This is a genomic window from Pseudomonas sp. GW823-FHT02C05, assembly GCF_058797595.1.
In genome coordinates this window covers 175,008-200,585 of record NZ_JBXAJU010000005.1, presented here as the reverse complement: position 1 = coordinate 200,585, position 25,578 = coordinate 175,008, and the positions used below count along the sequence as shown (strand labels likewise).

Genomic DNA, 25,578 nt, shown 5'->3' with positions numbered 1-25,578 from the left:
TCCACAGGCGCCTTTTCCATGACCCCACCCCTTCCCCGTCGCCCTCGCTGGCGCAGCCTGGCCTTGCTGGCACTGTGCCTGGCGCCGTTGCTGTGGCCGCTGGAGCATCTGGCGGAGCGCTACTACCGCAACGAGCTGACCAGCCAGAACCGCCAGACCCTCGACCTGTACGTGGCCAACCTGCTGGGCACCCTGCACCGCTACGAAGTGCTGCCGCAGATCCTCGGCGACCTGCCGGCACTGCGCGCGGTACTCGGCGCCCCGGACGATGGCGTGACCCAGGGCAACGCCAACCGCCTGCTGAAGAACATCAGTGCCCAGACCGGCGCCGAGGTGATGTACCTGATGGACACCAGCGGCAAGACCCTGGCGGCCTCCAACTGGGACAAGCACGACAGCTTCGTCGGTCGCAATTTCGCCTTCCGCCCCTATTTCAGCGAGGCCATGGCCGGGCGCCTGGGGCGCTTCTTCGGCCTGGGCACCACCTCGGCCAAGCGCGGCTACTTCTTTGCTGCCGCGGTGCGCGATGGCGAGCGGATCCTTGGCGTGCTGGTGGTCAAGGTCGACCTGGACCACACCGAAAGCCTGTGGGGAAAGACCCCGGAACAGTTGCTGATGACCGACCACAATGGCGTGGTGATCCTCACCTCGCGCCCGGAATGGCGCTTTCGCGCGACCCGGCCGCTGAGCGACGAGGAACGCCAGGCGATCGTCGCTATCCAGCCCTATCCGACTCGCGACCCAAGGCCGCTGAACCTCAACCCCAATGCCTGGCTGACCCAGACCCAGCAGATCGACGAAACCCGCTGGGCCGTGAGCATCCTCGCGCCGCGCACTCTGATCGACCGGCCGGTGCGCACGGTAGTGGCCGTGGGCGCCGCCGCGCTGCTGGTACTAATGCTGTTGCTCGGCCTGATGATGCAGCGCCGCCGCCACTACCTGGAGCGGATCGCCTTCGAAGCCAAGGCGCGGCGCGAGCTGGAGATGCGTGTGGCCGAGCGCACCAGCGACCTGGAAAGCCTCAACCGGCGCCTGAAGCAGGAAGTGCTGGAGCGCGAAACCGCCCAGCAGGAACTGGTGCGGGCCCAGGACAACCTGGTCCAGGCCGGCAAGCTCTCGGCTCTGGGCACCATGTCGGCCAGCATCAGCCACGAGCTCAACCAGCCCCTGGCGGCGATCCGCAGCTATGCCGAGAACGCCGAAGTGCTGCTGGACCACCAGCGCACCGACGACGCCCGAGGCAACCTCAAACTGATCAGCGAACTGACCGGGCGCATGGCCTCGATCATTGCCCACCTGCGGGCCTTCGCCCGGCGCGATCACCACGCCCCGGAAAGCGTGGCCCTGCAACCGGCCCTGGACGACGCCCTGGCGCTGCTGGCCAAGCGCCGCCGGGCCATGGAAGTGGAACTGATCCGCGACCTGCCGGCCGCCACCCTGTGGGTCGAAGCCGGGGAAACCCGCCTGCGCCAGGTACTGGGCAACCTGCTGGCCAATGCCCTGGATGCCCTGACCGAAAAAGGCCCCCCGCGCAAACTCTGGCTGAGTGCCGAATCCACCGCCACCGGCGTCAACCTGTACATTCGCGACAACGGTCCGGGCTTCTGCATGGAAGCGCTGGGTCGCGCCGGAGAGCCGTTCTACACCACCAAGACCCGTACTCAGGGCCTGGGCCTGGGGCTGGCCATCTGCGACACCCTGATGCGTGCCTTCGGTGGTGAACTGTCATTCGCCAACCACCGCGAAGGCGGGGCCCTGATCACCCTGCGCCTGCGGGCCGGGGCCCCCGGGGTCAGCCTGCAGCCTTCCGAGGACCGCGGGGTATGAAGCAGAACGGCAACCCGATATCAACCCTGTCCGGCCCGGCGCTCCCGGCCCCGACACGATCTGGAAAGTGAGCGATGAGCCATCCCGAGAGCCTCGATCCTCAGTTGCAAGTGGTGCTGATCGACGACGATCCCCACCTGCGCCAGGCCCTGAGCCAGACCCTGGACCTGGCGGGGCTCAAGGTGCTGTCCCTGGCCGAAGCCCAGGGCCTGGCGCCGCGCCTGGAGCGGGATTGGCCGGGGGTGGTGGTCAGCGACATCCGCATGCCCGGCATGGACGGCCTGGAGCTGCTCAACCAGCTGCATGCCCAGGACCCGGAACTGCCGGTGCTGCTGATCACCGGCCACGGCGACGTGCCCCTGGCCGTGCAGGCCATGCGTGCCGGCGCCTATGACTTTCTGGAAAAGCCCTTCGCCAGCGATGCCCTGCTGGACAGTGTGCGCCGCGCCCTGGACTGGCGGCGCCTGGTGCTGGACAACCGCAGCCTGCGCCTGGCCCTCAGCGACCGTCAGGAACTCAGTGCACGGCTGGTAGGCCAGTCGGCGCCGATGCTGCGCCTGCGCCAGCAGATCGGCGCCCTGGCGGCGACCCGGGCCGATGTGCTGATCCTCGGCGAGACCGGCGCCGGCAAGGAAGTGGTGGCCCGTGCCCTGCACGATCTCTCCGGACGGCGCAACGGGCCGTTCGTAGCGATCAACGCCGGGGCCCTGGCGGAATCGGTGGTGGAAAGCGAGCTGTTCGGCCACGAGCCGGGGGCCTTCACCGGCGCGCAGAAACGCCGCATCGGCAAGTTCGAATTTGCCAACGGCGGCACCCTGTTCCTCGATGAGATCGAAAGCATGAGCCTCGATGTCCAGGTCAAGCTGCTGCGCCTGCTGCAGGAGCGGGTGGTGGAACGCCTGGGGGGCAATCAATTGATCCCGCTGGATATCCGCATCATCGCCGCGACCAAGGAAGACCTGCGCCAGGCCGCGGACCAGGGACGCTTTCGCGCCGACCTCTACTACCGCCTGAACGTCGCGCCGCTGCGCATTCCGCCGCTACGCGAGCGTGGCGAAGACGTGCTGATGCTGTTCCAGCACTTCGCCGACGAAGCCAGCACCCGCCACGGCCTGCCCCCCCAGGAACTGCAACCCGGACACCGTGCCTTGCTGCTGCGCCACAGCTGGCCGGGCAACGTGCGCGAGCTGCAGAACGCCGCCGAACGCTTCGCCCTGGGCCTGGAACTGGCCCTAGACAACAGCGAGCCGGGTACTCTCGCGGCTGCGGCCCCGAGCCTGATCGAAGGTGGCTTGAGCGAGCAGGTGGAGCACTTCGAAAAGACCCTGATCGCCGCTGAAATGGCCCAGCCCCACAGCTCCATGCGCAGCCTCGCCGAAGCCCTGGGGATTCCACGCAAGACCCTGCACGACAAGCTGCGCAAGCACGGTTTGAACTTCGCCGACGGCGGCGCCAACCAGCCCGGCGACGAATCAGAATGAAGCGTTCCGTTATTCCCTTGACCCCTGAGGCCCCGGCATGAATCGCGACAGTCGATACCTGGAATCCATCCTCCACCACGACATCCCCCTGACACGGGACATGGGTCTGCAGGTGCTCGACTGGCAGGGGCAAGAGTTGCGCCTGCACTTGCCCCTGGAGGCCAACGTCAACCACAAGAGCACCATGTTCGGCGGCAGCCTGTACTGCGGTGCGGTGCTCGCCGGCTGGGGCTGGCTGCACCTGCGGCTCAAGGAACAGGGCATCGATGACGGGCACATCGTCATCCAGGAAGGCCAGATCAGTTACCCGCTGCCGGTGACCGGCGACGCCGTGGCGATCTGCGCCGCACCGGATGACAAGGTCTGGAACAAATTCCTCGCCATGTATCAGCGCTACGGCCGTGCCCGGCTGACCTTGCACACCCGGGTCGTCAATGCCGGCAGCGCAGAAGACGCCGTGCGTTTTACCGGCCAGTACGTCCTGCACCGCTAACCCGTTTGCGACCCGGCTCAAATCTGTAGGAGCTGGCTTGCCAGCGAAGAGGCCGGAAATGCTTGCACAGGGCCCAAGGGCCCCGTCGCCGGCAAGCCGGCTCCTGCACAAGGGTGGCAGAGGCAAGTCGCCGCGAGGTGATCAGGAGCGGGCCAGTTCCAGCAACTTGGCGCGCCAGGGCGCCTTGGCCGGCAGGGCCAGGAAGAAGCCGTTGAGCAACGACTCCCGAGGTGGATAGCAGAACGGCGCACCGCTGAGATCCAGCACCTCGCCGCCCGCGCCTTCGAGCACGCCCTGGGCCGCCGCGGTGTCCCACTGCGAGGTGGGCGCCAGGCGTGGATAACAGTCCGCCGCGCCTTCGGCCAGCAGGCAGAATTTCAGCGAACTGCCGATATTGGCCAGTTGCAATTCACCCAGGGCGGCGCTCAAACCACTGAGCAGACGTTCCTGCTCCGGGCTCGAATGCCGGCGGCTGGCCACCACGGTAAACGCCTCGCCGGCCCCTGGTTGCTCACGCACCTGGATCGCCTGCGGTGCCTGCCCGCGATCCACGCGCCAGGCCCCAAGGCCGGCACCGCCCAGGTAGCAGCGGCCACTGGTGGGCATCGACACCACGCCGAACACCACCCGCCCCTGCTCGATCAGGGCGATATTGACGGTGAATTCTTCACTGCCGGAAATGAATTCCTTGGTGCCGTCCAGCGGGTCCACCAGCCACCAGCGCTGCCAACTGGCGCGGGTGGCCTGGGGAATGTCCGCATCCTCTTCGGACAGCACCGGGATGCTCGGGTTCAGGGCCGTGAGGCCGGCCACGATCAGGTGATGGGCGGCCAGGTCGGCGGCGGTCACCGGCGACTCGTCGGCCTTGTGATTGACCGCCACATCGGCGCGCCAGAACGGCAGGATCGCTTCACCGGCACGCAAGGCCAGCTCGGCAACCGGCGCCAGCAAGGGATGGGGAAAATTCATTGACGTCTCGCTCATGCTTGATAGACCCCGCGCTGGCTCAGCAGGTCGCGGGTCAAGTACAGCGCGGCCAGGGCCCGGCCTTCGCTGAACTGAGGGTTCTGCGCCAGGCTCGCCAGTTCGCGCAGGTTGACCTTGTCGACCCGCATCGGCTCCGGCTCGTCGCCTTCCAGGCGCTCCTCATACAGATCGGTGGCCAGCACTACCTGGATCTTCTGGCTCATGTAGCCCGGGGACAGCGACAGCTCGGTCAGGTGCTCCAGTTGCCGCGCGCCAAACCCGGCCTCTTCCTTGAGCTCGCGCTCGGCCGCTGCCAGCACATCCTCCCCCGGCTCGATCAGGCCCTTGGGCAACGACAGCTCGTAGGCGTCGGTGCCACCGCAGTATTCCTCCACCAACACTGCATGCTCGGCGTCGAGCATTGCCACGATCATCACCGCGCCATAGCCGGCGCCCTTGCCCACCAGGCGCTCATAGGTACGTTCGACGCCATTGGAAAACCGCAACTGCACCTCTTCGACACAGAACAGACGACTGGTGGCGACGATCTCGCGGGCGAGTACGGTGGGTTTCTGGCGCATAGCGGGCTCCTTGGCGATAGCGGGTTACTATACAGCCTGTTTTAAAGTGACTGGGTTGCAGATTGCCGGTGCACAGCACCACGGCGGAACCTATTGTTTACTGCGTGTGACCGTCCTCTTCGAGGCGGCTCCTTTCTATCCGTTCTAGTGACCGGGCCTCCCTGCCCCACTGGCCTTGTCGACCCCGCCGGTCGGCTGTTTTCTTACCACTGGAGAAGTGTTCGATGGCCCTACTGCCCTGGCACCAGATCGATACCGTCCTGCTGGACATGGACGGCACCTTGCTGGACCTGCACTACGACAACCATTTCTGGATGGAACACCTGCCCCAGCGCTACGCCGAGCTGCACGGGGTCAGCCGGGCCATGGCCGAGCTGGAGCTGCAGCCCCTGTTCGAACGCAACGCCGGCCAGTTGCAGTGGTATTGCCTGGACTTCTGGAGCGCCGAACTGCAACTGCCGGTGCGCGAGTTGAAGCTGGAAACCGCGCACCTGATCGCCCTGCGTCCGGACGCAGACACCTTTCTTGCAGCCATCAAGCAAGCCGGAAAGCGGGTGATCCTGATCACCAACGCCCATCGCGACTCCCTGTCATTGAAGCTGGAACGGATCGAACTGGCGCCATACTTCGAACGCCTGATCAGTTCCCACGACTACGGTTTCCCCAAGGAAAGCCCACAGTTCTGGGACGCCTTGCAGGCCGATATCCGCTTCGACCCGGCCCGCAGCCTGTTCATCGACGACACCCTGCCCATCCTGCGCAGTGCGCGGGACTTTGGTGTGGCGCAGTTGCTGGCGGTGAGCCAGCCGGACAGCCGCAGAGGGCCGAAAGACACCGCGGAGTTCGCGGCGGTGGGGGATTACCGGGCGTTGATCGAAGGCTTGTGAAGCCCTTCGCGGGCAAGCTCGCTCCTACAGAACCCCGTGGGAGCGGGCTTGCCCGCGAAGAGAACCGATCATTCGGGAATACGCAGCACCTGGCCCGGGTAGATCTTGTCCGGGTGGGACAGCAGCGGCTTGTTGGCCTCGAAGATCTTGTTGTACTTGTTGGCATCGCCGTACTGCACCTTGGCGATGGCGCTCAGGGTGTCGCCTTTCTTCACGGTGACGAATACCGCAGAAACCACCGCCGGACCGGTCACGGTGATCTGGTCCTCGACACTGCCGACGCCGGAAATGTTGCCCAGGGCCAGCAGGATCTTCTCCTTCTCTTCCTGGCTCGCCACTTCACCGCTGACAATCACCTTGTCACCTTCCACCGTGGCATGAACATTGGGATTGCCCAGGCCAACCTTTTCGATGTGCTCCTTGAGTTGCTCACTGGCATTGGCGTTACCCGGGGTCAACAGGTCGATCAGTTTCTCACCGGCTTCCTTCACAAAGCTGAAAATGCTCATGTCGCACACTCCTTGGTTGATAGATCCAGACGCGAAAGACTAGACCAGCCTGGCCGGATGAGGTTCCCGGGCGACCAGTGACCCAAGGTCACAGGCCCGCGGTAGAATCCCGGCCTTTTGCCGCTCCGGAGCGAAGATGGACCTCAAGCAGCTGAAATTCCTCATCGCCCTCGACGAAACCCGGCATTTCGGCCAAGCCGCCGCGCGCTGCCACATCACCCAGCCGACCCTCTCCATGCGCCTGCGCAGCCTGGAAGAAGAGCTCGACTTGCCGCTGGTCAAGCGCGGCCAGCGTTTCGAAGGCTTCACCGCACCCGGCGAGCGGGTGCTGGCGTGGGCCCGCACCGTGCTCACCGCCCATGACGGGCTATTGGCCGAGGCCGCCGCCTGCCGCGGCAACCTGGTGGGCACCCTGCGCGTAGGGGTGGTGCCGCTGTCGAGTTTCAATCCCCAGCCACTGCTGCAGCGCCTGCATGCCGAGCACCCGAACCTGCGCTTCGAACTCTCGTCCCTGAGCTCGGAACAGATCCTCGAACAGTTGGCCAGCAATCGCCTGGACCTCGGGGTTTCCTACCTGGAGCGCCTGGACAGCGAGAATTTCGACTCCCTGCCCCTGGAACCGACCCACATGGGCCTGCTCTACGACCACCGGCACTTCAGCTTCGGCGAGCAGCCCCTGAGCTGGGAGGCGCTGATCGAACTGCCCCTGGGCCTGCTCACCAGCGGCATGCACTTTCGCCAGTCCATCGACCACAACTTCCACATCCGCGGCCTGCAACCGCAGCCGGTGCTGCAGACCGACGCCGTCCATCAGCTGGTGCAGATGGTCCATGGCGGCCTGTGCTGCGCCGTGATGCCTCTGGACAGCGGCCTGGAAACCCTCACCGAGCACCTGCGCCTGCAACCCATTGCCGATGCCCAGACCCTGGCCCGCCTGGGCCTGATCATGCGCCGCAGCGCGCCGCGCTCGGCCCTGGCACAAGCCTGCTTCGCCCTCTACCAGCAATCCTTCGGCGATTCTTGATCGACGCCATCTATCAATAGATCAGTACTAGCAATTAGACGCGACAGATTGCCGCGCTTAGTCTTGGGAGCCGTTACGCCGCTGGTCACCCCGGCGCGGCGCCAGCCCTGGCGAAACGGGCACCCGCACTCGCTGCCAGCCAGCCCCACAGCATCCCTCGAACGCTAGTACGCGAAGGCATTTGCCCGGCCAGACGCTGGTCGCGCGAGCAGCGTCTCAACCTTGTCCACCTGCCGCCGAGCGTGCGCTGCGGGTCAGCAGCCTGCGATGGAGAGTCGCCCGTGAGTACACATAACCAAGCCGATCAGAAACCCGTAGCCCGCTACAAGCCCTACAAGGGACCCGCCGGTGGCTGGGGCGCCCTGATCAGCGTGGCCCAGGCGTGGCTGACCAGCGACAACGCGCTGAAGAACATCCGCATGATGCTCAAGACCAACCAGAACGGCGGCTTCGACTGCCCGGGCTGCGCCTGGGGCGACTCGCCGGAAAGCGGCATGGTCAAGTTCTGCGAGAACGGCGCCAAGGCGGTCAACTGGGAAGCCACCAAGCGCCGGGTGGACGCAGCGTTCTTCGCCAAGCACAGCGTCACTTCGCTGCTGGAGCAGAGCGACTACTGGCTGGAGTACCAGGGCCGGCTGACCGAGCCGATGAGCTACAACGCCGAGACCGACCGCTACCAGCCCATCAGTTGGGAAAATGCCTTCAGCCTGATCGCCAGGCACCTGCACAACCTGCCCAGCCCGGACATGGCCGAGTTCTACACCTCGGGCCGGGCCAGCAACGAAGCGGCCTACCTGTACCAACTGTTCGTGCGCGCCTATGGCACCAACAACTTCCCCGACTGCTCGAACATGTGCCACGAGGCCAGCGGCGTGGCCCTGGCGCAGAGCGTCGGGGTCGGCAAAGGCACGGTGACCTTCGACGACTTCGAACACGCGGACGCCATCTTCGTCTGGGGCCAGAACCCCGGCACCAACCACCCACGCATGCTCGAACCGCTGCGTGAAGCAGTGAAGCGCGGCGCCCAGGTGGTGTGCATCAACCCGCTCAAGGAGCGCGGCCTGGAACGCTTCCAGCACCCGCAAAGCCCGATCGAGATGCTCACCAACGGCAACCGCCCGACCAATACCGCCTACTTCCGCCCGGCCCTGGGCGGCGACATGGCGCTGCTGCGGGGCATGGCCAAGTTCCTCCTGCAGTGGGAGCGCGATGCGCAGAAAGCCGGCGCGGCGTCGGTGTTCGACCACGACTTCCTCAATGCCCACACCGCCAACGTGCTCGACTACCTGGGCACCATCGACGACACCCCGTGGGAGCAGATCGTCGAGCAGTCCGGCCTGGCCCTGGTGGAGATCGAGCAAGCGGCGCGCATGTATGCCAAGGGCAAGAACGTCATCATGTGCTGGGCCATGGGCATCACCCAGCACCGCCACTCGGTGCCGACCATCCAGGAAATCGCCAACCTGATGCTGCTGCGCGGCAACATCGGCAAGCCCGGCGCCGGGCTGTGCCCGGTGCGTGGCCACAGCAACGTGCAGGGCGACCGCACCATGGGCATCAACGAACGCCCGCCAGTTGCCTTCCTCGACTCCCTGGAGCGGCGCTTCCAGTTCAAGGTCCCCCGGGACAACGGCCACAACGTGGTCGAGGCGATCCACGCCATGCTCGAAGGCCGCTCCAAGGTATTCATGGGCCTGGGGGGCAACTTCGCCCAGGCTACCCCGGACAGCCCGCGCACCTTCCAGGCCCTGAGCAACTGCGACCTCACCGTGCAGATCAGCACCAAGCTCAACCGCAGCCACCTGGCCCACGGCAAGGACGCACTGATCCTGCCGTGCCTGGGACGTACCGATATCGACCAGCAGGCGGGCGGCCCGCAAGCGGTGACCGTGGAAGACTCCTTCAGCATGGTCCACGCCTCCAACGGCCAGTTGCAGCCGCTGTCGTCACAGATGCGCTCCGAGCCCTGGATCCTCGCCGGTATCGCCGCTGCAACCCTGGGCAGCCGGCCGGTGGACTGGAACTGGCTGGCGGCCGACTACGGACGCATCCGCGACCTGATCGCCGACACCATTCCCGGCTTCAAGGACTTCAACGAACGGCTCAAGCATCCTGGCGGTTTCTACCTGGGCAACAGCGCCGGCGCCCGCCAGTGGAACACCCCGTCGGGGCGTGCCAACTTCCGCGCCAACTCGTTGCCCAGGGACCTGATCCACGAGCGCACCCGGGCCACCGGCCAACTGCCGGACCTGATCCTGCAATCGATGCGCTCCCACGACCAGTACAACACCACCATCTATGGGCTGGACGACCGCTACCGCGGGGTCAAGGGCCAGCGCGACGTGCTGTTCGCCAACGAGGCGGACATCATCCGCCTGGGCTTCAAGCCGGGGCAAAAGGCCGATATCGTCTCGCTCTGGGACGACGGCCGCGAGCGCCGGGTCAAAGGCTTCACCCTGCTGGCCTTCGACATTCCGGCCGGCCAGGCCGCGGCTTACTACCCGGAAGTGAACCCCCTGGTACCGCTGGAAAGCACCGGCGACGGCAGCCACACCCCGACTTCCAAGTTCATCGCCATTCGCCTGGAAGCGGCCAGCGACAGCGGCCTGATCATGGCTCGCTCGGCCTGATTCCTGGCTTGAGGACCTCTTCGCTGGCAAGCCAGCTTCTACGGCTAGCGCGTGAATCGTAGGAGCCGGCCTGCCGGCGACAGCCGCTGCGCAGCCTTGAACCGCAGGCACAAAAAAGGCCGCTTTTGTATCAAAGCGGCCGTTCCGAAGTAGCTAAAGACCCGCAAAAATCGCTTAAGTTCCGCATTAAAAACAATAAGTTACGATATTGTGTACAATTCGTGCTATTCGTCGGATTTCGTTTGTAAGCCCCTCGATACAGCCTCAGGATCGCGCCGTCATCCCTTTGAGGCTCCTCTATGAAGTTCTCCTCGATTCTCTTGTTGTCCCTTGGCCTGGTCAGCGGCGTCGCCTCTGCCGGAGGCACCACTGAAGCAGGTGTGGGCGGCGCATTGGGCGGGGTTCTAGGCTCGGTGGTCGGTCAGCAGATCGGCGGCAATACCGGTTCCGCCATCGGTGCGGCCCTGGGCGGCGCCGGCGGTAGCGCAGTGGGCGCGGACAAACGCAGCCGTGGCCAGGCAGCCATTGGCGGCGCCCTGGGCGCAGCCGGTGGCAACGTGGTGGGCCGCAGCATGGGCGGCAACACCGGCAGCCTGATCGGCGCAGCGGCAGGCGGTGGCGCCGGCGGCGCGCTGGGCAACTACATGGGCAATGAAAGTGCCCGGGAAGATCGCGACTACCGCGGCCGCGACGACCGCCGCTACTACCGCGACGGCCACCGTGGCCGTGGCCATGCCTACGGGCATCGCAAGCACCGCCACTACCGCGACTGATCCCCTGTAGCCGCTGCCGCAGGCTGCGAACGAGGCCGCAGGACTCGCCAGAGCAGGCGCTGCGGTGTGTCAGGCGGCTCGTGGAGACAGGTTAGCGTCTCCTGCGGAGCCGATCGCAGCCTACGGCAGCGGCTACAGATTCCAGATTCCAGATTCCAGATTCCAGATTCCAGATTCCAGATTCCAGATCGATTATCGACGTTCACGCCACCAGCAGCTGTTCCAGCGCCGCCCGCAATGCGGGCGGAATCGGCACCGGCTGGTTCGATGCCCGGTCCACGAACACATGGACAAAACGCCCCGCTGCACAGGCATCCGCCTCTCCCGCCTTGAACACCGCTAGCTCGTACTGCACTGAACTGTTGCCCAGCTTGCCGACCCGCAAACCGATCTCGATGCGTTCGGGAAAGGCGATGGACGCAAAGTAATCGCAAGCCGAGCTGACCACGAATCCCACCACCTCGCCGTCATGGATATCCAGCCCGCCCCGTTCGATCAGGTAGGTGTTCACCGCCGTGTCGAAGAAGCTGTAGTAGGTGACATTGTTCACGTGGCCGTAGACATCGTTGTCATGCCAGCGGGTGATGATCGGCTGGAAATGACGATAGTCGCCGCGTTGCGGCATAGGCTCGGACATCAGGGCTCTCTCCCATCGATTGAAGGCCGGGCGATCGGTTGATCGCCCGGCATTTCACCCCAGGCAGCTAAGCCTGGGCAAACCCTTTTCCGGCCGCGGCCAGTTCCTCGATCAACTGCGCCGGGCGCCAATGCGCCCCGTGTTCGGCTTGCAGGTGCTGCAAACGCTGGCGGACCTGCTCCAGCCCCTGGGCATCCGCCCAGCTCATCGGCCCACCCTGCTCCTTGGGAAAACCGTAGCCATTGAGATAGACCCGGTCGATGTCGGCGGCCGACTGGGCGATGCCCTCCTGGAGAATCTTCGCACCTTCGTTGACCAGCGCCAGCAGGCAGCGCTCGAGGATCTCCTCGGAGCCGATGTCCCGGCGCCGGTAACCCAGCTCCTCGCTGACCTGCAGCACCAGCGCATCCACCTGCAGGTCGTGCTCGGCCTGGCGGCTGCCGGGTTCGTAGTGGTAGTAGCCGTCGCCACTCTTCTGGCCGAAACGACCCGACTCGCACAACCGGTTGTCGATCTGCACCTCGGGCGCATCCTGGCCCACACCGTCCAGTTGCCGGGCGCGCCAGCCCAGGTCGATGCCCACCACGTCATACATGCGGAACGGGCCCATGGCGAAACCGAACCCCTGCAAGGCGCCATCCACCTGATAGGGAAACGCCCCTTCCAGCAGCATCTTGCGCGCTTCGAGCACGTAGGTGTTGAGCATGCGATTGCCGATGAAGCCGAAGCAGTTGCCCGCCACCACACTGACCTTGCCCATGCGCTGCCCCAGGGCCAGGGCAGCGTCGAGCACCGCAGGAGCGGTCTTGGCCGCGCGCACCACCTCCAGCAGTTTCATGATGTGGGCCGGGCTGAAGAAGTGCAGGCCCAGTACCTGTGGCGCCCGCTGGGTGACTGCGGCAATCGCGTCGATATCCAGGGCCGAGGTGTTGCTGGCAAGGATCGCCTCGGGCTTGAGGGTCGCGTCCAGCTGGCGAAAGATCTGCTGCTTGAGTTCGAGGTTTTCGTAGACCGCCTCGATCACCAGGTCCACGTCGGCGAGCTGTGGATAATCCGCCGCCGGCTTGATCCGCGCCACCCGCGCATCGGCCTCGGCCTGATCGATGCGCTCCTGGCGCACGTTGTGGGCATAGGTGTCCGCCACCGCCGCCAGGGCCTGCTGGAGCATCTGCGGGTTGTTGTCCAGCCAAAGTACCGGCAGGCCGGCATTGACCAGGCACATGACAATGCCACGGCCCATGGTGCCGGCACCGATCACGGCGGCGCGCTGAATATCGAAAGCTGTCTGGCTCATGTTGGCTCTCTTGTGGGCGATCCAAAGACAGCCCCCACCATAGTCAGGCCCTCATCATTTTTGAAATTTATTCCTGTGATGAGCAGCATTCAGCAGATGGATTTTCAGCCTGGCAAATGGGCCTCGCACCACGCCCGCACCGCGGCATAAGGGTAATCTTCCAGTGCCGCGAAACCGGGGATGCTCCGAGCCTTGAGCCGGGTGAACAACGGCACGCTGATACCACAGAGAAAACGGGTCAGGCGTTCCGCCCCGGGTACATCGCCGGTGTGCTGCTGGTGCCTGTGGATAAAGTGGCCACACAGCCCGTCGAAACTCTTATCCACAAGCGCGGGCAGAACCGGCGGCTCCGGCAGCCGCGCCACCTGGCCATGGCACACCGAACAATGCCCGCAACGCTGGGGTGCCTGCCGGTCGCCGAAATACTCCGCCAGGCGGTAACCCAGGCACTGCTCGGTGGCGAACAGGTCGAGCATGGCGTGGATCCGCGCAATTTCACTGCCCTCGTGGCGGGTGAAATAACCGTGCAGGTCGGCACTCAGTGCCGCCAGGTCAAAGTCCGTCTGCAACAGGCTGTAGACCTCGGTCATCTGCTTGCTTTCCAGCTCTACCCAGCCTTTTTCCTGGAAGTAGTCCAGGGCCTTGACCACCCGGTTGCGCGGCGCCTGGTACTGCTCGTAGAGCGCGTCGAAATTCACCGTGGCCCAGGTCCTGGCGCGGCTTGAAGTGTTGATCACGGCCTCGACGAAGTCCCTCCGCTCGCCTTCGAAACACGCCAGCAGGGCCTCGGTTTCCAGCAGCAGTTTGAAGCGGTATTCCGCGAAATAGGCATAGCGCGGCGCGATCAGGCCCCGCAGTTCCAACTGCACCAGCAAGGTCTTGAGTGGCAGCTGGCGAATATTGCTCTGGTCCGCCAGGGGACCGAGCAGGAACTCCCATTGCCCGTCCGCCGCCGATGCCTGCAACTCCTCCAGCACACAACGGATGCCACTCAATTCCGGGGTGTCGCCGTAGACGAAGTTTTCCAGCACGTTGAGGCTGTCGCGGTTGGCCAGCACCAGGCAATCCGAAGGCTGGCCGTCGCGCCCGGCACGACCGATTTCCTGGCTGTAGTTCTCGATGGACTTGGGCAGATCGAAGTGCACCACGTTGCGAATGTCGCTCTTGTCGATGCCCATGCCGAAGGCGATGGTGGCGACGATGCAGTGGCTGCGGCCCTCCATGAAGCGACGCTGGATCGACTCGCGCTGCTCGTGGGGCAGGCCGGCGTGGTAGGCCTCGGCGGCGATGCCTTGCTGGCTCAGGTGCTCGGCGATCTGCTCGGCGGTTTTCTGCAGGGTCACGTAGACAATGCTCGGCTGCCCGGCCCGGTCGCTCATCCACTGCACCAGCCGCCGACGCTTGTCGGCGCCCCGAACCGGCTCCACCAGCAGGTTGAGGTTGGGCCGGTAGAAACCGGTGGTTACTACGTCCTGCTGGGCGATGGCGAACTTGGCCTGCATGTCGGCGATCACTTTGGGGGTCGCCGTGGCCGTCAGTAGCAGGGCCTGGGGGATGTTGAACTGGCGCTGGTAGTCCGGCAGTTTCAGGTAGTCGGGGCGGAAATTGTGGCCCCATTCGGAGATGCAGTGCGCCTCGTCCACCACCAGCAGGGAGATGGGCACCTGCTGCAGAAAATTGCGAAAGCGTTCGTTCTTCAGCCGTTCCACCGAGATCATCAGGATCTTCAGCTCCCCGGAACGAGCCCGGGCCATGACCTCATTGGCTTCATCCCGGCCCTGGGCCGAGTCGATGCTGGCAGCGGCAATGCCATGGCGCTGGAGGAAGGCCAGCTGGTCCTGCATCAGCGCCAGCAGCGGCGAGACCACCAGGGTCAGGTGCGGCAGCAGCAGGGCCGGCAACTGGTAGCACAGGGACTTGCCCGAGCCGGTGGGAAAGATCGCTGCCGCCGAGCGCCCGGCGAGCACCGCGCTGACCGCGGCCTCCTGGCCCGGACGAAACTGTGGATAACCGAAGACCTGTTCCAGGGTGCTGTGCATAAGGGTCACTCCTTGGACCGCTGACCTGTCTTGAAGACTAGCGGGACAGGTCGGAAGGGCCAGAAAAGGTCGAAGGAAAAGCGCTACCGGATGATACCGGGCACAAGAAGCTTCATCGGCAAGCCAGCCCCAGCGCAGTAGCCGGCTTGCCGGCAAAGGAGGCCACCGCTAGCGCAAGGTCCGGCAATCCAGCCACTGCACGCCGTTGTGCTGATTGGCCTTGAGCAAGGCCGGCACCGCCTGGGCGGCCTTGGCATGGGTGTCATGGAACAGAATGATGCCCCGGCGCCAGAGCAGCATCAGTGTCTGCACCCGCTGCGCGGCCGCCTCGGCGCCGACCTTCTTGCTCCAGTCCTGGGAGTCGATGTTCCACAGCATCACCTGCACCCCCTGGGCCTTGAAGAACCCGGCGCTGTCACTGCGACGCTGCCCGTAGGGCGGCCGGAACAGCGGCAGGTACTCATTGGTCAACGTGCGGTTGGCCAAGTTGGCGCTGCGAATCACCGAGCTTTGCCATTCGTTCCAGGAGGAGTGGGACTTGTGCTCCCAGCCGTGTACGCCCACACACTGACCGTCGTACAACTCGCGCATTTTCCCTGCCGAAGACTGGCTCAGGCGCGCCTGAAACGAGTCCCCCAGGACAAAGAAAAGGCTATGCAGATCGTAGGCCCGCAGCACCTCGATCAACTGATCCGTAGGCCCGTCTCTCAGGCTCGGCCCATCGTCGAAGGTCAGCAGAAACTGCCGGTCTGCCAGTTCGTCGCCCAGGCGCTCTGCCGGGTCCATGCGCTGGATCTCACTGCTGACGGCAGGAAACAAGGCGGCCAGGCGCAGCTGTTCATTGAGGTACTGCTGATGAAACTGCCCACTGGCCTCACCCCAGGCGCCGTAGGCCGCCTTGCTGGCGCCGGTGAAACTGGCCGCCAGTTGCCGCAGCTCCCCAAGGCTGCGTACCTGCAGACAGAAAGGCTGGCCATCACAGTCCTGGCTGGCCTGCCGGTAGTTGCCCAGCAATTGGTCCCAAAAACGCTGGCGCAGTCGATCCACCGACTTGCGGTCAAGCTGCCGCACTCCAAGCCGCTGCTTGAGGGCCTTGTCATCCAAGGCCTCGGTGGCCAGCAGGGCTTTGCTGAACATCAGAATCTCGGCCCGGGAGGCGGTATCGAAATCTGCGGCGCTGGTCAGCGGATTCGGCCAGCCACTGCGGTCGATGGTGGCGAACACCAGCGGCCCGGCCGCCTGGGCCACCCCTGTGGTCAGACACAGCGCCAGCAACCAGGGGAAAACACGAATTCGCATACCAACCTCCATAAATGCACAACGCGCCACTGCCGGCGCGTTGTGGAGATAACTTCTGCCTGTGTGATCAGCGGTTCTGCAACCGCTCTATCGCCTTGTCGTACACCGGGTTGGCCTTCTGCTCCCGGGCCTTGCGGTAGTGCTCCAGCGCCGTGACCAATTGCCCGGCATCTTCGTAGATGCGCCCCATGTCGTAGTAGGCGCTGGCGCGTATGGTGGGTGCCGACGGGCCACTGGCCAAGGCGATTGCCTGGCGATCGGCGGCCACGGCCTCGTCGGGGCGGCTGTTCTTGCGGTTGGACAGCGCCAGGTTGCTGTAGGCCTGGGCAAAGCCAGGATCCAGCTCGATGGCTTCGCGATAGTAGATACCCGCACTGCCGAAGTCGCCCTTGCGGTAGGAAGCCTCGCCTTTCTGGTTGAGGCTCTTGGCATCCACCGGCCCCTCGTCCCTGGCCAGCACTTCATCGATGGGCTTGCCATTGGCCAGTAGCAGCGGATCGAGGTTGCTCATCCGCGACTCCACTTCCTCGTTGCCTTGCAGCACCCGATCGATGTCCTGCAGTTGGCCATTGGCCGTCAGGCGAAACACTACCCAGAGGTTGCCCTGGCGGTTCTGTGGCACCCGGTAGCTGCGCATCAGCGTCGGGCCCTTATAGACAAAGACCTGCGCCTGGCTGCGGCCCAGGCGCAAGGATTCGGGGTTATTGCCGTTGGTAAAGTCGTGCACCGCATACACGTAGGCATCGCCCGGCACAGGCTGTTCGATGGTGAGGGTCTCCGGCCCGCGGCTGTCGGTGCTATCCACATTCATCCGCGCCCCCGGCCCGGTGCCGGTGGCGTAATACAGCAACCGGTGGGGATAGCTCAAATGCGCATCCAGGTCTTCCCCCGGTGCACTCCAGCTCAGCACCACGCGCAGGCTTTGCGGATCCTTGAGCACCGGGCTCATGGCGTAGCTCAGCCCCTGGCACGGGCACTTGGCCCGCAGGTCGGCATATCCGAGCTTGCGGATCAGCAGTTCACTGCCCGGCGAATCAGCGGCCTCCAGCGTCACTCGCCCCTGGGCATCGGTCCGCCCGGAAGCCTGCCCCAACTGCACTTCGGCATCGGCCAGTACCGCGTCCTTGACCACCGCATCCAGCACCTGGAGCGACAACGACTGAGCCTGCACCGGACTCATCAGCATCCCTAGCCACAACAACGCCGCCAGGCGGAAAAAAGCCATAACAAAATCCCTGTAGATAACGATGGCCGGACCTCTGTCCCGCCCCACCCATCAGCGGCGAACCATACACAGTTTTGCCCGCCAATGCTCGGCCTGGCGCCGTAAATACAGCGTAAAACGACAGTCTTGCCTACCCGGAGCAACGCCCCCCGTCCCGACCTCCAAGCACTTGCAAGCCAAACCCCTACTCGCCTTACACTGCAGCTCCTGGAAACCGCAAGTGAACCGCGACCATGCAACTGGCCCCCGGCTTTCCCGACGACGACATCATGCGCCAGCTCATGCAACTGCTGCATGAGGAAATAGGCCTGCCCGAGCGCAAGACTCTTCGCCTGAACACCGCGATCAATCTCGACCTGGGTTGCGACGGCGCCGACGCCCGGCATTTACTCAACGCTCTGGAAGAACAGTTCGATATCGATTTTGTCGATTTCGACAGCTATCGCTACTTCCAGCCCGAAGGCTACGATGTGTCCCTCAAGCGTCGCGCCAAGGGTCGGGGAGACAAGCTCCCGCTGACCATCGGCATGCTGTACCGGGCGCTCAAGGAGCAACGCTGGGACACTCAGGAGCTGGAAGGCCTCTAAGGTCCACGGCAGTACATAAGGAAATGCCGTGGACGTACTGATGGGCTTGCTCGCCGCCCTGCTCTGGGGCGGCACCGATTTTCTCGTGGGGCTCAACGTGCGCGCCGTGGGCGTGAAACGTGCGGTGTTCTTCAGCCAAAGCCTGGGGTTCACCCTGATGAGCCTGCTGCTGGTGATCTTTCCCGCCTTCCTGCTCAAGGCCATGGCCGCGCCCCTGGAGGTCTGGCTGATGGGCGTGGTCGCCGCGGCCTTCACCGTCTCCGGCGCCCTGGCCCTGGGCAAGGCCTTCGCCCTGGGTAAAGCCTCCATCGTCGCCCCGTTGGTGACCTCCTACGGTGTGGTCACCACCTTGCTGTCCTGGGCCAGCGGCGAGCAGATCAGCCTGCTGCAGCTCATGTGCATCCTGTTGTGCGTGATCGGCGTGATCCTCTCCAGCCTGCACTCGGACTCCAAGCTGCCCCACAGCACCGCCGCCGGCCGCTCGATCTTCTTCGCCCTGCTCTCGGCCTTCCTCTATGGCACCAGCTTCTGGCTGCAGGGCCGCTACACCCTGCCGCAACTGGGGCCGATCAGCATGCTCTGGCTGGGTTACGCGGTGGGCAGCGGCGTAATGCTGCTGATGGTGCTGAAAGTCGCGGACGGGCTGAAGATCCCGCCGCTGAAGAACTGCGGCCTGCTGGCCTCCACCAGCCTGATGAACCTGGGCGCCTTCTTCGCCTTTTCCTGGGGCGCCATGAGCGGCTCGGTGTCGGTGGTGACGGTAATCAGCACCCTGTCCGGCGGCATCGCTGCGGTGCTGGGCTATGTGTTCTTCAAGGAGCGGCTGACGGCGGTGCAGGTGACGGGGGTGGTGCTGGTGTTGCTGGGGGCGTTGGTGTTGCACTTGAAGACGTGAGGGTGTCTGGCTGGCCCAGGGGATGCCGCGCATCCCATCGCAGCCTGCGCCTGCGGCTACAGCGGCGCACAAAAAAGCCGCCCCGAAGGGCGGCTTTTTAATGGCAGGTCGAAGCTTACAGCTTCGGACCAGCAGCCTTGATCGCGTCGCTCACGTCGAACTTCTTGAAGTTCTCGATGAACAGGCCGGCCAGGGCCTTGGCGGCTTCGTCGTAGGCAGCTTTGTCAGCCCAGGTGTTGCGTGGGTTGAGCAGGCCGGTCTCGACGCCCGGTACGGCTTTTGGCACGTCCAGGTTGACGATGTCCAGGTGCTCGGTCTCGGCACCGATCAGCGCGCCGCTCTGGATCGCTGCAATCACGCCACGGGTGGTGGGGATGTTGAAGCGTTTGCCCACGCCGTAGCCACCGCCGGTCCAGCCGGTGTTGACCAGGTAGACCTTGGAGCCGAAGCCGCGGATGCGCTTGATCAGCAGCTCGGCGTATTCGCCCGCCGGACGCGGGAAGAACGGTGCGCCGAAGCAGGTGGAGAAGGTCGACTTGATGCCCGAGCCCGAACCCATTTCAGTCGAGCCCACCAGAGCAGTGTAGCCGGACAGGAAGTGGTAGGCGGCTTGTTCTTCGCTGAGGATCGACACCGGCGGCAGTACGCCGGTCAGGTCGCAGGTCAGGAAGATCACGGCGTTAGGCTCGCCACCGAGGTTCTTCGGTGCGCGTTTTTCGATCAGCTCGCGCGGGTAGGCGGCGCGGCTGTTCTGGGTCAGGCTGTCGTCGGCGTAGTCGGCTTTCTTGGTGACCGGGTCGATCACCACGTTTTCCAGAACGGCACCGTGCTGGATGGCTTTCCAGATCACCGGCTCGTTCTTTTCCGACAGGTCGATGCACTTGGCATAGCAACCGCCTTCGATGTTGAACACCACGCCCACGCCCCAACCGTGTTCGTCGTCACCGATCAGGTAACGGCTTTCGTCAGCGGACAGGGTGGTCTTGCCGGTGCCCGACAGACCGAAGAACAGGGTCACGTCGCCTTCTTCGCCCATGTTGGCGGCGCAGTGCATCGGCAGTACGTCGGCAGCCGGCAGCAGGAAGTTCTGCACGGAGAACAGGGCTTTCTTCATTTCACCGGCGTAGCGCATGCCGGCGATCAGCACTTTCTTGGCCGCGAAGTTGAGGATCACGGTGCCATCGGAGTTGGTGCCGTCGCGCTCTGGCTCGCAGACGAAGTTCGGCGCGTTGAGGATCTGCCACTCATCCTTGCCACCGGCGTTGTACTGCTCGGGGTTGATGAACAGGCAGCGGCCGAACAGGTTGTGCCAGGCGGTCTCGGTGGTCATTTTCACCGGCAGGTAGTGCGCCGGATCGGAACCTACATGCACATGGGAAACAAAACGCTCGCGCTCGCCCAGGTAGGCTTCAACGCGGTCCCACAGGGCGTCGAACTTGGCCGCCGGGAACTTGCGGTTGATCGGGCCCCAGGCGATAGCGTCCTGGGTGCTGGGCTCTTCTACGATGAAACGATCCACTGGCGAACGGCCGGTACGATGACCGGTGCGAACCACCAGAGCGCCGGTATCGGCAAGCTCGCCCTCACCGCGGTTCAGGGCTTCTTTGACCAGATCATCCACACTCAGATCGGTGTACACGGCGTTATTGGCTTGCGTCATGAGGTTCCCCGTCGGCCATTGGCCGAGTGCTCCAAACGTTTTGTAGTAGAAACTCGCGCACTACTACCGCGAAAAAAGTGCGCCGGATTATGCCAGAAAAGCCCCAAAATAGTAGGGCCCTCCCGTCAGCACGGCGTAATTCCGGCGTTTGCCAGGTGATTTACCTGCGCTGAATCGTTTTAGTGACGAGTATCTGACGGCGTGTCCACGCCCGCCCCCGCGAACAATTGCGCGATATCAGCGGCATCGAACAGGTAGCGTTCGTTGCAGAACTGGCAATCGATCTCGATGCTGCCGCCATGTTCGACCACCAGTTGCTGGGCATCTTCCAGACCCAGGCTGACCAGCGCATTGCCCGACCGTTCCCGCGAGCAACTGCAGCGAAAACGCAGCGGCTGCACGTCGAACAGGCGCACGGCTTCTTCGTGGTACAGGCGGTGGAGCACGGTTTCGTTGTCCAGGCTCAGCAGCTCATCGGCGGTCAGGGTGCTGGCCAGGGCAGTGAGGTGCTGCCAGCTGGCGTCACGCTCTTCCTGATCACGCAGGCGGTCGGCGGGCAGTTGTTGCAGGAGCAGGCCACGGGCGCTGCGGCCGTCGGCATAGAGCCAGAAACGGGTGCCGGTCTGTTGCGACATGACGAAGTAGTTGGTGAAGCATTCCGCCAGGTTGGTGCCGTCCAGGTCGACGATGCCCTGGTAGCGCTGGCCATTGGTCGGGTCCACGGTCAGGGCCAGGACGCCGTTGGGCATCAGGTCGGCGAGGGTGGCATCAGGGGCGATCTGCTCCGCGTCGTAACGGGCCAGGCCACGGATCTCGCGCTCGCTGGAGCACTCGATCATCAGCAGCGGCACCGGGCCTTCGGAGCGGGCCTGGAGAATCAGCAAGCCATCGAATTTCAGGGTGCCGACCAGCAACGATGCCGCCGCCATCAGTTCGCCAAGCAGCTGTGCAACCGGCTCGGGATAGGGGTGTTTGGCGAGGACTTCCGCGTAACTGCGCTCCAGCGCCACCAGCTCGCCGCGGGTGTCGCTCTCATCGAAGATGAAGCGTTGAGTGAAGTCGGTATCCGGCAAATCAGTCATAGGTCTGGGTATCTGAATGATGACAAAAAGGTGACAAGCACCGAAAATTGCGGCTTTGCACCATGAGGGTGCAGTTTTGCGGTGATTGGAGATATTTTATGAACAATCCGGGTTTGTTCCAAGCAAGGTGGAACCTCGGCAAGCTGGTTCTGTGCAATTTACTCCCTTTGGCCCTGCTGGGTTTCTGGTTGTGGCCCACCGGGCAGGCGCTCTGCACGGTCTTCGACGAATGGCTGTTCCACCACCTCAACGCCCCTCTGGCAAGCAACTCGACCTGGCTGCATATCTGGGCCGTGGCCAGCCTGCGGCCGTTCGATATCGTAGTGGGGCTGATCATGCTCGGCCTGCTGATTCGCGGTGACTGGGTGTTCAAGGCGGTGGACGTGCGCCGTGCCTTCTTCGGCTTTCTATCGATCCTGATTCTGATGGTGGTGATTCGCGCGCTGTTTTCCAAGCTGGTGGCCGTCATGAACTGGCAGCACAACAGCCCGTCCATGGTGCTGGAAGGCGCCGTGCACATGAGCGACTACTTCCCGGGCTGGGAAAAGACCTGGGAACTCAAGGACCGCTCCAGCCAGAGCTTCCCGGGCGACCACGCTTCGGTGCTGCTGATCTGGGGCCTGTTCATGGGGATCTACAGCCGCAGCATCGGCCAGTTCCTGATCGTCTGGGGCCTGACCCTGCTGTTCATGATGCCGCGCCTGGTGGCAGGCGCCCACTGGGGCCAGGACGACTACATCGGCGGTGTGCTGCTGGCGGTGCTGGCCCTGGGCTGGGGCTACTACACCCCGTACGCGGCGCGGATGTCGAACTTCCTGCTGCGCCTGACCCACCCGCTGTTCAACCTGTTGAGCCGGATGCCCGTGCTCTCGCGCATGAGCGTGGTGCGCGCCAGCAGCCTGCTGCGCTAAGCAGCCCCGTAGGAGCCGGCTTGCCGGCTCCTACGGTTTCATTCGTGGTTGCTGCCGTGGAACTTGAACAGGTCCCGGCGCTGTTTCTTGCTCGGTTTACCGTCGGTGCTCACTCCTAGGGCACCAGCCTTGCGCTGGGCCGCAGCGGCTTCGCGCTTGGCGATGCTGGCCTCGGTTTCCGCGTACAGGGCCTGCGCTTCAGGAGCGCCACGGCGGACGATGGACAGGGCCTGGACCACCACGGTGCGTTCGTCGAAGCCGGCGCGAATCTGGTATTCATCGCCTACCCGCGGCTCCTTGCCCGGTTTGCAGCGCTCGCCCCGGTGATGCACCTTGCCGCTTTCAATCGCTGTCTTGGCCAGGGCCCGGGTCTTGTAGAAGCGCGCTGCCCACAGCCATTTATCCAGACGAACCTTGTCCTCTTCTTCCTGCTTGTGCGCCACTGGAATTCCCCTCGCTGAAAAATGTCGCAACTTTACCGCCTGCAAGCGGGCTCTCATAAACCCTGCCGCTCACCTAAAATAACCCAGGTTGCGCCCTGATACGCGAGGAGTCCCCGTGACTGACTTCCCCACTTCCCTGACCTCGCCCGGCAACCGTTGCGAAGGTTGCCAGCAAAGCCAGCCACTGGGCTTCGATTTTTCCTTCGCCTACCAGCCCATAGTCGATCTGCGGGACCACTCGGTCTTCGCCCATGAAGCCCTGGTGCGCGGGGTCAATGGCGAAGGGGCGGGAACGGTGCTGGGCCAGGTCAATGACAGCAATCGCTACCGTTTCGACCAGCGCTGCCGGACCCAGGCAATCACCCTCGCCGCCCAGTTGGGGATGCAAAGCCACCTGTCGATCAACTTCATGCCCAACGCCGTGTACCGGCCGGAACTGTGCATCCGCAGCACCCTGGAGGCGGCCCGGGCCCAGCGTTTTCCCCTGGACCGGCTGATTTTCGAAACCCTGGAAAGCCAGCACGTAGATAACTATCGCCATTTGACCAATATTCTGCGTGAATACCGCGAATTCGGCTTCAAGACCGCCATCGACGACTTCGGCTCGGGGTACTCGGGGCTGAACCTGCTGGCGGATTTCCAACCCGACCTGATCAAGCTCGACATGGCGCTGGTGCGCGATGTGGACCAGGATCGCGTACGCCAGGCGATCATCCGCGCGATTGTCACAATGTGTGCGGAGTTGGGGGTTACAGTCATCGCCGAAGGTATTGAAAGCGCCGGTGAACGGGACTTTCTCAGCGACTGTGGAATTTATCTGATGCAGGGCTACTGGTTCGCCAAGCCTGCATTCAAAGCCCTGGCCGAGGTTCCGGCCGCGGCCTGGAACAGCTAATTGCGGATTTTCCTTATTGAAGACTTTTGACCATTTGACCGTTGTCGGTCTGCGCGAGTGGGTGGCGCTCCCGGATCTGGGCGTGGCCGGCCTGCGCGCCAAGATCGACACCGGGGCCAGCACCTCCAGCCTGCATGCCACCGAGATCGAGCCCTTCGAGCGCGACGGTGAGCAGTGGGTGCGCTTCAATGCCCACCTGGGCAGTGTGGTGCAGTTGCGTCACCGGCGCTGCGAAGCACCGCTGGTGGCGATGAAAACCATTAAAAGCTCCAACGGCCAGGCCCAGGTGCGCTACGTGATCAGCACCACCCTGGCCCTGGGCGATCGGGTGTGGCGGGTGGAGTTCACCCTCGCCTGCCGCAAGGCCATGCGCTATCGCCTGCTGCTGGGTTCCAAGGCTCTGATCGACGGCCAACTGGTGGTCAATCCGGGCATCAAGTACGTACAAGACAAACCGGTGTTCCCGGTATCCACTACCTCTGCCACAGGTGTTGCATGAAGATCGCTGTGCTGTCGCGTAACCCGCGTCTGTATTCCACTCGTCGTCTGGTCGAGGCCGGCACCGAGCGTGGCCATGAAATGGTGGTGGTCGATACCCTGCGGGCCTACATGAACATCGCCAGTCACAAGCCGCAGATCCACTACCGCGGCAAGCCCCTGGAAGGCTTCGATGCGGTGATCCCGCGGATCGGTGCCTCGGTGACCTTCTATGGCTGCGCGGTGCTGCGCCAGTTCGAAATGATGGGGGTGTTCCCCCTCAACGAATCGGTGGCCATCGCCCGCTCCCGGGACAAGCTGCGCTCGCTGCAGTTGCTGTCGCGGCGTGGCATCGGCCTGCCGGTGACCGGCTTCGCCCATTCCCCGGACGACATTCCCGACCTGATCGAGATGGTCAACGGCGCGCCATTGGTGATCAAGGTGCTGGAAGGCACCCAGGGCATCGGCGTGGTGCTGTGTGAAACCGCCACGGCGGCGGAATCGGTGATCGAGGCCTTCATGGGCCTGAAGCAGAACATCATGGTCCAGGAGTACATCAAGGAGGCCGGCGGCGCCGACATCCGCTGCTTCGTGGTGGGGGACAAGGTGATCGCGGCAATGAAACGCCAGGCCAAGCCGGGGGAGTTCCGCTCCAACCTGCATCGCGGCGGCAGCGCCAGCCTGATCAAGATCACTCCCGAAGAACGCATGACTGCGCTGCGGGCGGCCAAGGTCATGGGCCTGAGCGTGGCAGGGGTGGATATCCTGCGTTCCAATCACGGGCCGCTGGTGATGGAAGTCAATTCCTCGCCGGGCCTGGAAGGCATCGAGACCACCACCGGCAAGAACGTGGCGGGAATCATCATCGAGCACATCGAGAAGAACGGCGGGCCGAACATGACCCGGACCAAGGGCAAGGGCTAGGGATCGCGTTGCCGGCCTTGCGCTGGCAAGCCAGCTCCT

24 protein-coding genes are annotated in these 25,578 nt (G+C 64.1%); 13 read left to right on the top strand and 11 right to left on the bottom strand.

Annotated elements, in window-relative coordinates; all coding sequences use genetic code 11:
- Positions 1–18: 18 nt before the first annotated feature.
- The 3 genes from AC1RGE_RS26110 (at position 19) to AC1RGE_RS26100 (ending at position 3,801) form a co-directional block, all read left to right on the top strand.
- A complete protein-coding gene (locus AC1RGE_RS26110; RefSeq protein ID WP_011058679.1) occupies positions 19–1,827 on the top strand; it encodes a sensor histidine kinase in 1,809 nt (602 codons plus the stop codon).
- Between the two features lie 74 nt (positions 1,828–1,901).
- Positions 1,902–3,308 carry a sigma-54-dependent transcriptional regulator gene (locus AC1RGE_RS26105; RefSeq protein ID WP_011058678.1) on the top strand — a complete coding sequence of 469 codons (1,407 nt, stop codon included), beginning with the start codon at positions 1,902–1,904 and terminating at the stop codon, positions 3,306–3,308.
- 37 nt (positions 3,309–3,345) lie between these two features.
- Positions 3,346–3,801, top strand: a complete 456-nt coding sequence (locus tag AC1RGE_RS26100) for a YiiD C-terminal domain-containing protein (protein WP_011058677.1) — start codon at positions 3,346–3,348, stop codon at positions 3,799–3,801.
- Between the two features lie 141 nt (positions 3,802–3,942).
- On the opposite strand, the gene cysQ is transcribed toward AC1RGE_RS26100, so the two are convergent.
- Positions 3,943–4,770 (bottom strand): 3'(2'),5'-bisphosphate nucleotidase CysQ, encoded by an 828-nt coding sequence (gene cysQ / locus AC1RGE_RS26095; protein ID WP_019094905.1) that lies wholly within the window; start codon positions 4,768–4,770, stop codon positions 3,943–3,945.
- Between the two features lie 11 nt (positions 4,771–4,781).
- Positions 4,782–5,348, bottom strand: a complete 567-nt coding sequence (nudE, locus tag AC1RGE_RS26090) for an ADP compounds hydrolase NudE (protein WP_019094906.1) — start codon at positions 5,346–5,348, stop codon at positions 4,782–4,784.
- 224 nt (positions 5,349–5,572) lie between these two features.
- Between nudE and yrfG the strand changes: the two genes are divergently transcribed.
- Positions 5,573–6,235 (top strand): GMP/IMP nucleotidase, encoded by a 663-nt coding sequence (yrfG, locus tag AC1RGE_RS26085; RefSeq protein WP_015633779.1) that lies wholly within the window; start codon positions 5,573–5,575, stop codon positions 6,233–6,235.
- A 68-nt stretch (positions 6,236–6,303) separates the two neighbouring features.
- Here the strand turns inward: yrfG and lysM are convergent, their stop codons facing one another.
- Positions 6,304–6,744 (bottom strand): peptidoglycan-binding protein LysM, encoded by a 441-nt coding sequence (lysM, locus tag AC1RGE_RS26080; protein WP_011058673.1) that lies wholly within the window; start codon positions 6,742–6,744, stop codon positions 6,304–6,306.
- A gap of 136 nt (positions 6,745–6,880) precedes the next feature.
- Between lysM and AC1RGE_RS26075 the strand changes: the two genes are divergently transcribed.
- The 3 genes from AC1RGE_RS26075 to AC1RGE_RS26065 all read left to right on the top strand — a co-directional run bounded on the left by AC1RGE_RS26075 (position 6,881) and on the right by AC1RGE_RS26065 (position 11,171).
- Positions 6,881–7,768 (top strand): LysR family transcriptional regulator, encoded by an 888-nt coding sequence (locus tag AC1RGE_RS26075; RefSeq protein WP_011058672.1) that lies wholly within the window; start codon positions 6,881–6,883, stop codon positions 7,766–7,768.
- A 281-nt stretch (positions 7,769–8,049) separates the two neighbouring features.
- Positions 8,050–10,398: an FdhF/YdeP family oxidoreductase gene (locus AC1RGE_RS26070; RefSeq protein ID WP_011058671.1), complete on the top strand. Its 2,349-nt coding sequence runs from the start codon at positions 8,050–8,052 to the stop codon at positions 10,396–10,398.
- A 299-nt stretch (positions 10,399–10,697) separates the two neighbouring features.
- Positions 10,698–11,171, top strand: coding sequence for a glycine zipper domain-containing protein (locus AC1RGE_RS26065; protein ID WP_011058670.1), 474 nt, complete (start codon positions 10,698–10,700; stop codon positions 11,169–11,171).
- A gap of 202 nt (positions 11,172–11,373) precedes the next feature.
- Here AC1RGE_RS26065 and AC1RGE_RS26060 read toward each other — a convergent pair whose 3' ends face one another.
- From AC1RGE_RS26060 to AC1RGE_RS26040, 5 genes are all read right to left on the bottom strand, one after another.
- The gene (locus tag AC1RGE_RS26060) at positions 11,374–11,808 is read right to left on the bottom strand and encodes an acyl-CoA thioesterase (RefSeq protein WP_011058669.1); all 435 of its coding nucleotides are present in this window, start codon (positions 11,806–11,808) and stop codon (positions 11,374–11,376) included.
- A 67-nt stretch (positions 11,809–11,875) separates the two neighbouring features.
- Positions 11,876–13,102, bottom strand: a complete 1,227-nt coding sequence (locus AC1RGE_RS26055; protein WP_492585258.1) for a 3-hydroxyacyl-CoA dehydrogenase — start codon at positions 13,100–13,102, stop codon at positions 11,876–11,878.
- A gap of 104 nt (positions 13,103–13,206) precedes the next feature.
- On the bottom strand, positions 13,207–15,141 hold the full coding sequence (locus AC1RGE_RS26050; protein WP_346625227.1) for a RecQ family ATP-dependent DNA helicase: 1,935 nt from the start codon (positions 15,139–15,141) through the stop codon (positions 13,207–13,209).
- 168 nt (positions 15,142–15,309) lie between these two features.
- On the bottom strand, positions 15,310–16,440 hold the full coding sequence (locus AC1RGE_RS26045; RefSeq protein ID WP_492585256.1) for a polysaccharide deacetylase family protein: 1,131 nt from the start codon (positions 16,438–16,440) through the stop codon (positions 15,310–15,312).
- Between the two features lie 67 nt (positions 16,441–16,507).
- Positions 16,508–17,665, bottom strand: coding sequence for a YfaP family protein (locus AC1RGE_RS26040; protein ID WP_053148509.1), 1,158 nt, complete (start codon positions 17,663–17,665; stop codon positions 16,508–16,510).
- A gap of 233 nt (positions 17,666–17,898) precedes the next feature.
- On the opposite strand from AC1RGE_RS26040, the gene AC1RGE_RS26035 reads away from it, so the two are divergent.
- Complete coding sequence (locus AC1RGE_RS26035; RefSeq protein WP_492585254.1) at positions 17,899–18,252, top strand: DUF1493 family protein; 354 nt, start codon at positions 17,899–17,901, stop codon at positions 18,250–18,252.
- Positions 18,253–18,292: 40 nt separating this feature from the next.
- Positions 18,293–19,147 carry an EamA family transporter gene (locus tag AC1RGE_RS26030; protein WP_181000791.1) on the top strand — a complete coding sequence of 285 codons (855 nt, stop codon included), beginning with the start codon at positions 18,293–18,295 and terminating at the stop codon, positions 19,145–19,147.
- Between the two features lie 115 nt (positions 19,148–19,262).
- On the opposite strand, the gene AC1RGE_RS26025 is transcribed toward AC1RGE_RS26030, so the two are convergent.
- A complete protein-coding gene (locus AC1RGE_RS26025; protein ID WP_011058662.1) occupies positions 19,263–20,807 on the bottom strand; it encodes a phosphoenolpyruvate carboxykinase in 1,545 nt (514 codons plus the stop codon).
- Positions 20,808–20,986: 179 nt separating this feature from the next.
- The gene (gene hslO, locus AC1RGE_RS26020; RefSeq protein WP_011058661.1) at positions 20,987–21,889 is read right to left on the bottom strand and encodes an Hsp33 family molecular chaperone HslO; all 903 of its coding nucleotides are present in this window, start codon (positions 21,887–21,889) and stop codon (positions 20,987–20,989) included.
- A gap of 98 nt (positions 21,890–21,987) precedes the next feature.
- Here hslO and AC1RGE_RS26015 point away from each other — a divergent pair, with 98 nt between their 5' ends.
- Positions 21,988–22,800: a phosphatase PAP2 family protein gene (locus tag AC1RGE_RS26015; protein WP_492585252.1), complete on the top strand. Its 813-nt coding sequence runs from the start codon at positions 21,988–21,990 to the stop codon at positions 22,798–22,800.
- Positions 22,801–22,838: 38 nt separating this feature from the next.
- Here AC1RGE_RS26015 and AC1RGE_RS26010 read toward each other — a convergent pair whose 3' ends face one another.
- Positions 22,839–23,243 (bottom strand): RNA-binding S4 domain-containing protein, encoded by a 405-nt coding sequence (locus AC1RGE_RS26010; RefSeq protein WP_011058659.1) that lies wholly within the window; start codon positions 23,241–23,243, stop codon positions 22,839–22,841.
- A 115-nt stretch (positions 23,244–23,358) separates the two neighbouring features.
- On the opposite strand from AC1RGE_RS26010, the gene rimA reads away from it, so the two are divergent.
- Genes rimA through rimK form a run of 3 tightly spaced genes read left to right on the top strand, consistent with a single transcriptional unit; the run spans position 23,359 to position 25,539 of the window.
- A complete protein-coding gene (gene rimA, locus AC1RGE_RS26005; RefSeq protein WP_011058658.1) occupies positions 23,359–24,138 on the top strand; it encodes a S6 modification regulatory phosphodiesterase RimA in 780 nt (259 codons plus the stop codon).
- A gap of 16 nt (positions 24,139–24,154) precedes the next feature.
- Positions 24,155–24,637 carry a retropepsin-like aspartic endopeptidase RimB gene (rimB, locus tag AC1RGE_RS26000; RefSeq protein WP_007931742.1) on the top strand — a complete coding sequence of 161 codons (483 nt, stop codon included), beginning with the start codon at positions 24,155–24,157 and terminating at the stop codon, positions 24,635–24,637.
- Positions 24,634–25,539 carry a 30S ribosomal protein S6--L-glutamate ligase gene (rimK, locus tag AC1RGE_RS25995; protein ID WP_007931744.1) on the top strand — a complete coding sequence of 302 codons (906 nt, stop codon included), beginning with the start codon at positions 24,634–24,636 and terminating at the stop codon, positions 25,537–25,539. Before rimB ends, rimK begins: the two co-directional genes overlap by 4 nt.
- Positions 25,540–25,578 lie beyond the last annotated feature (39 nt).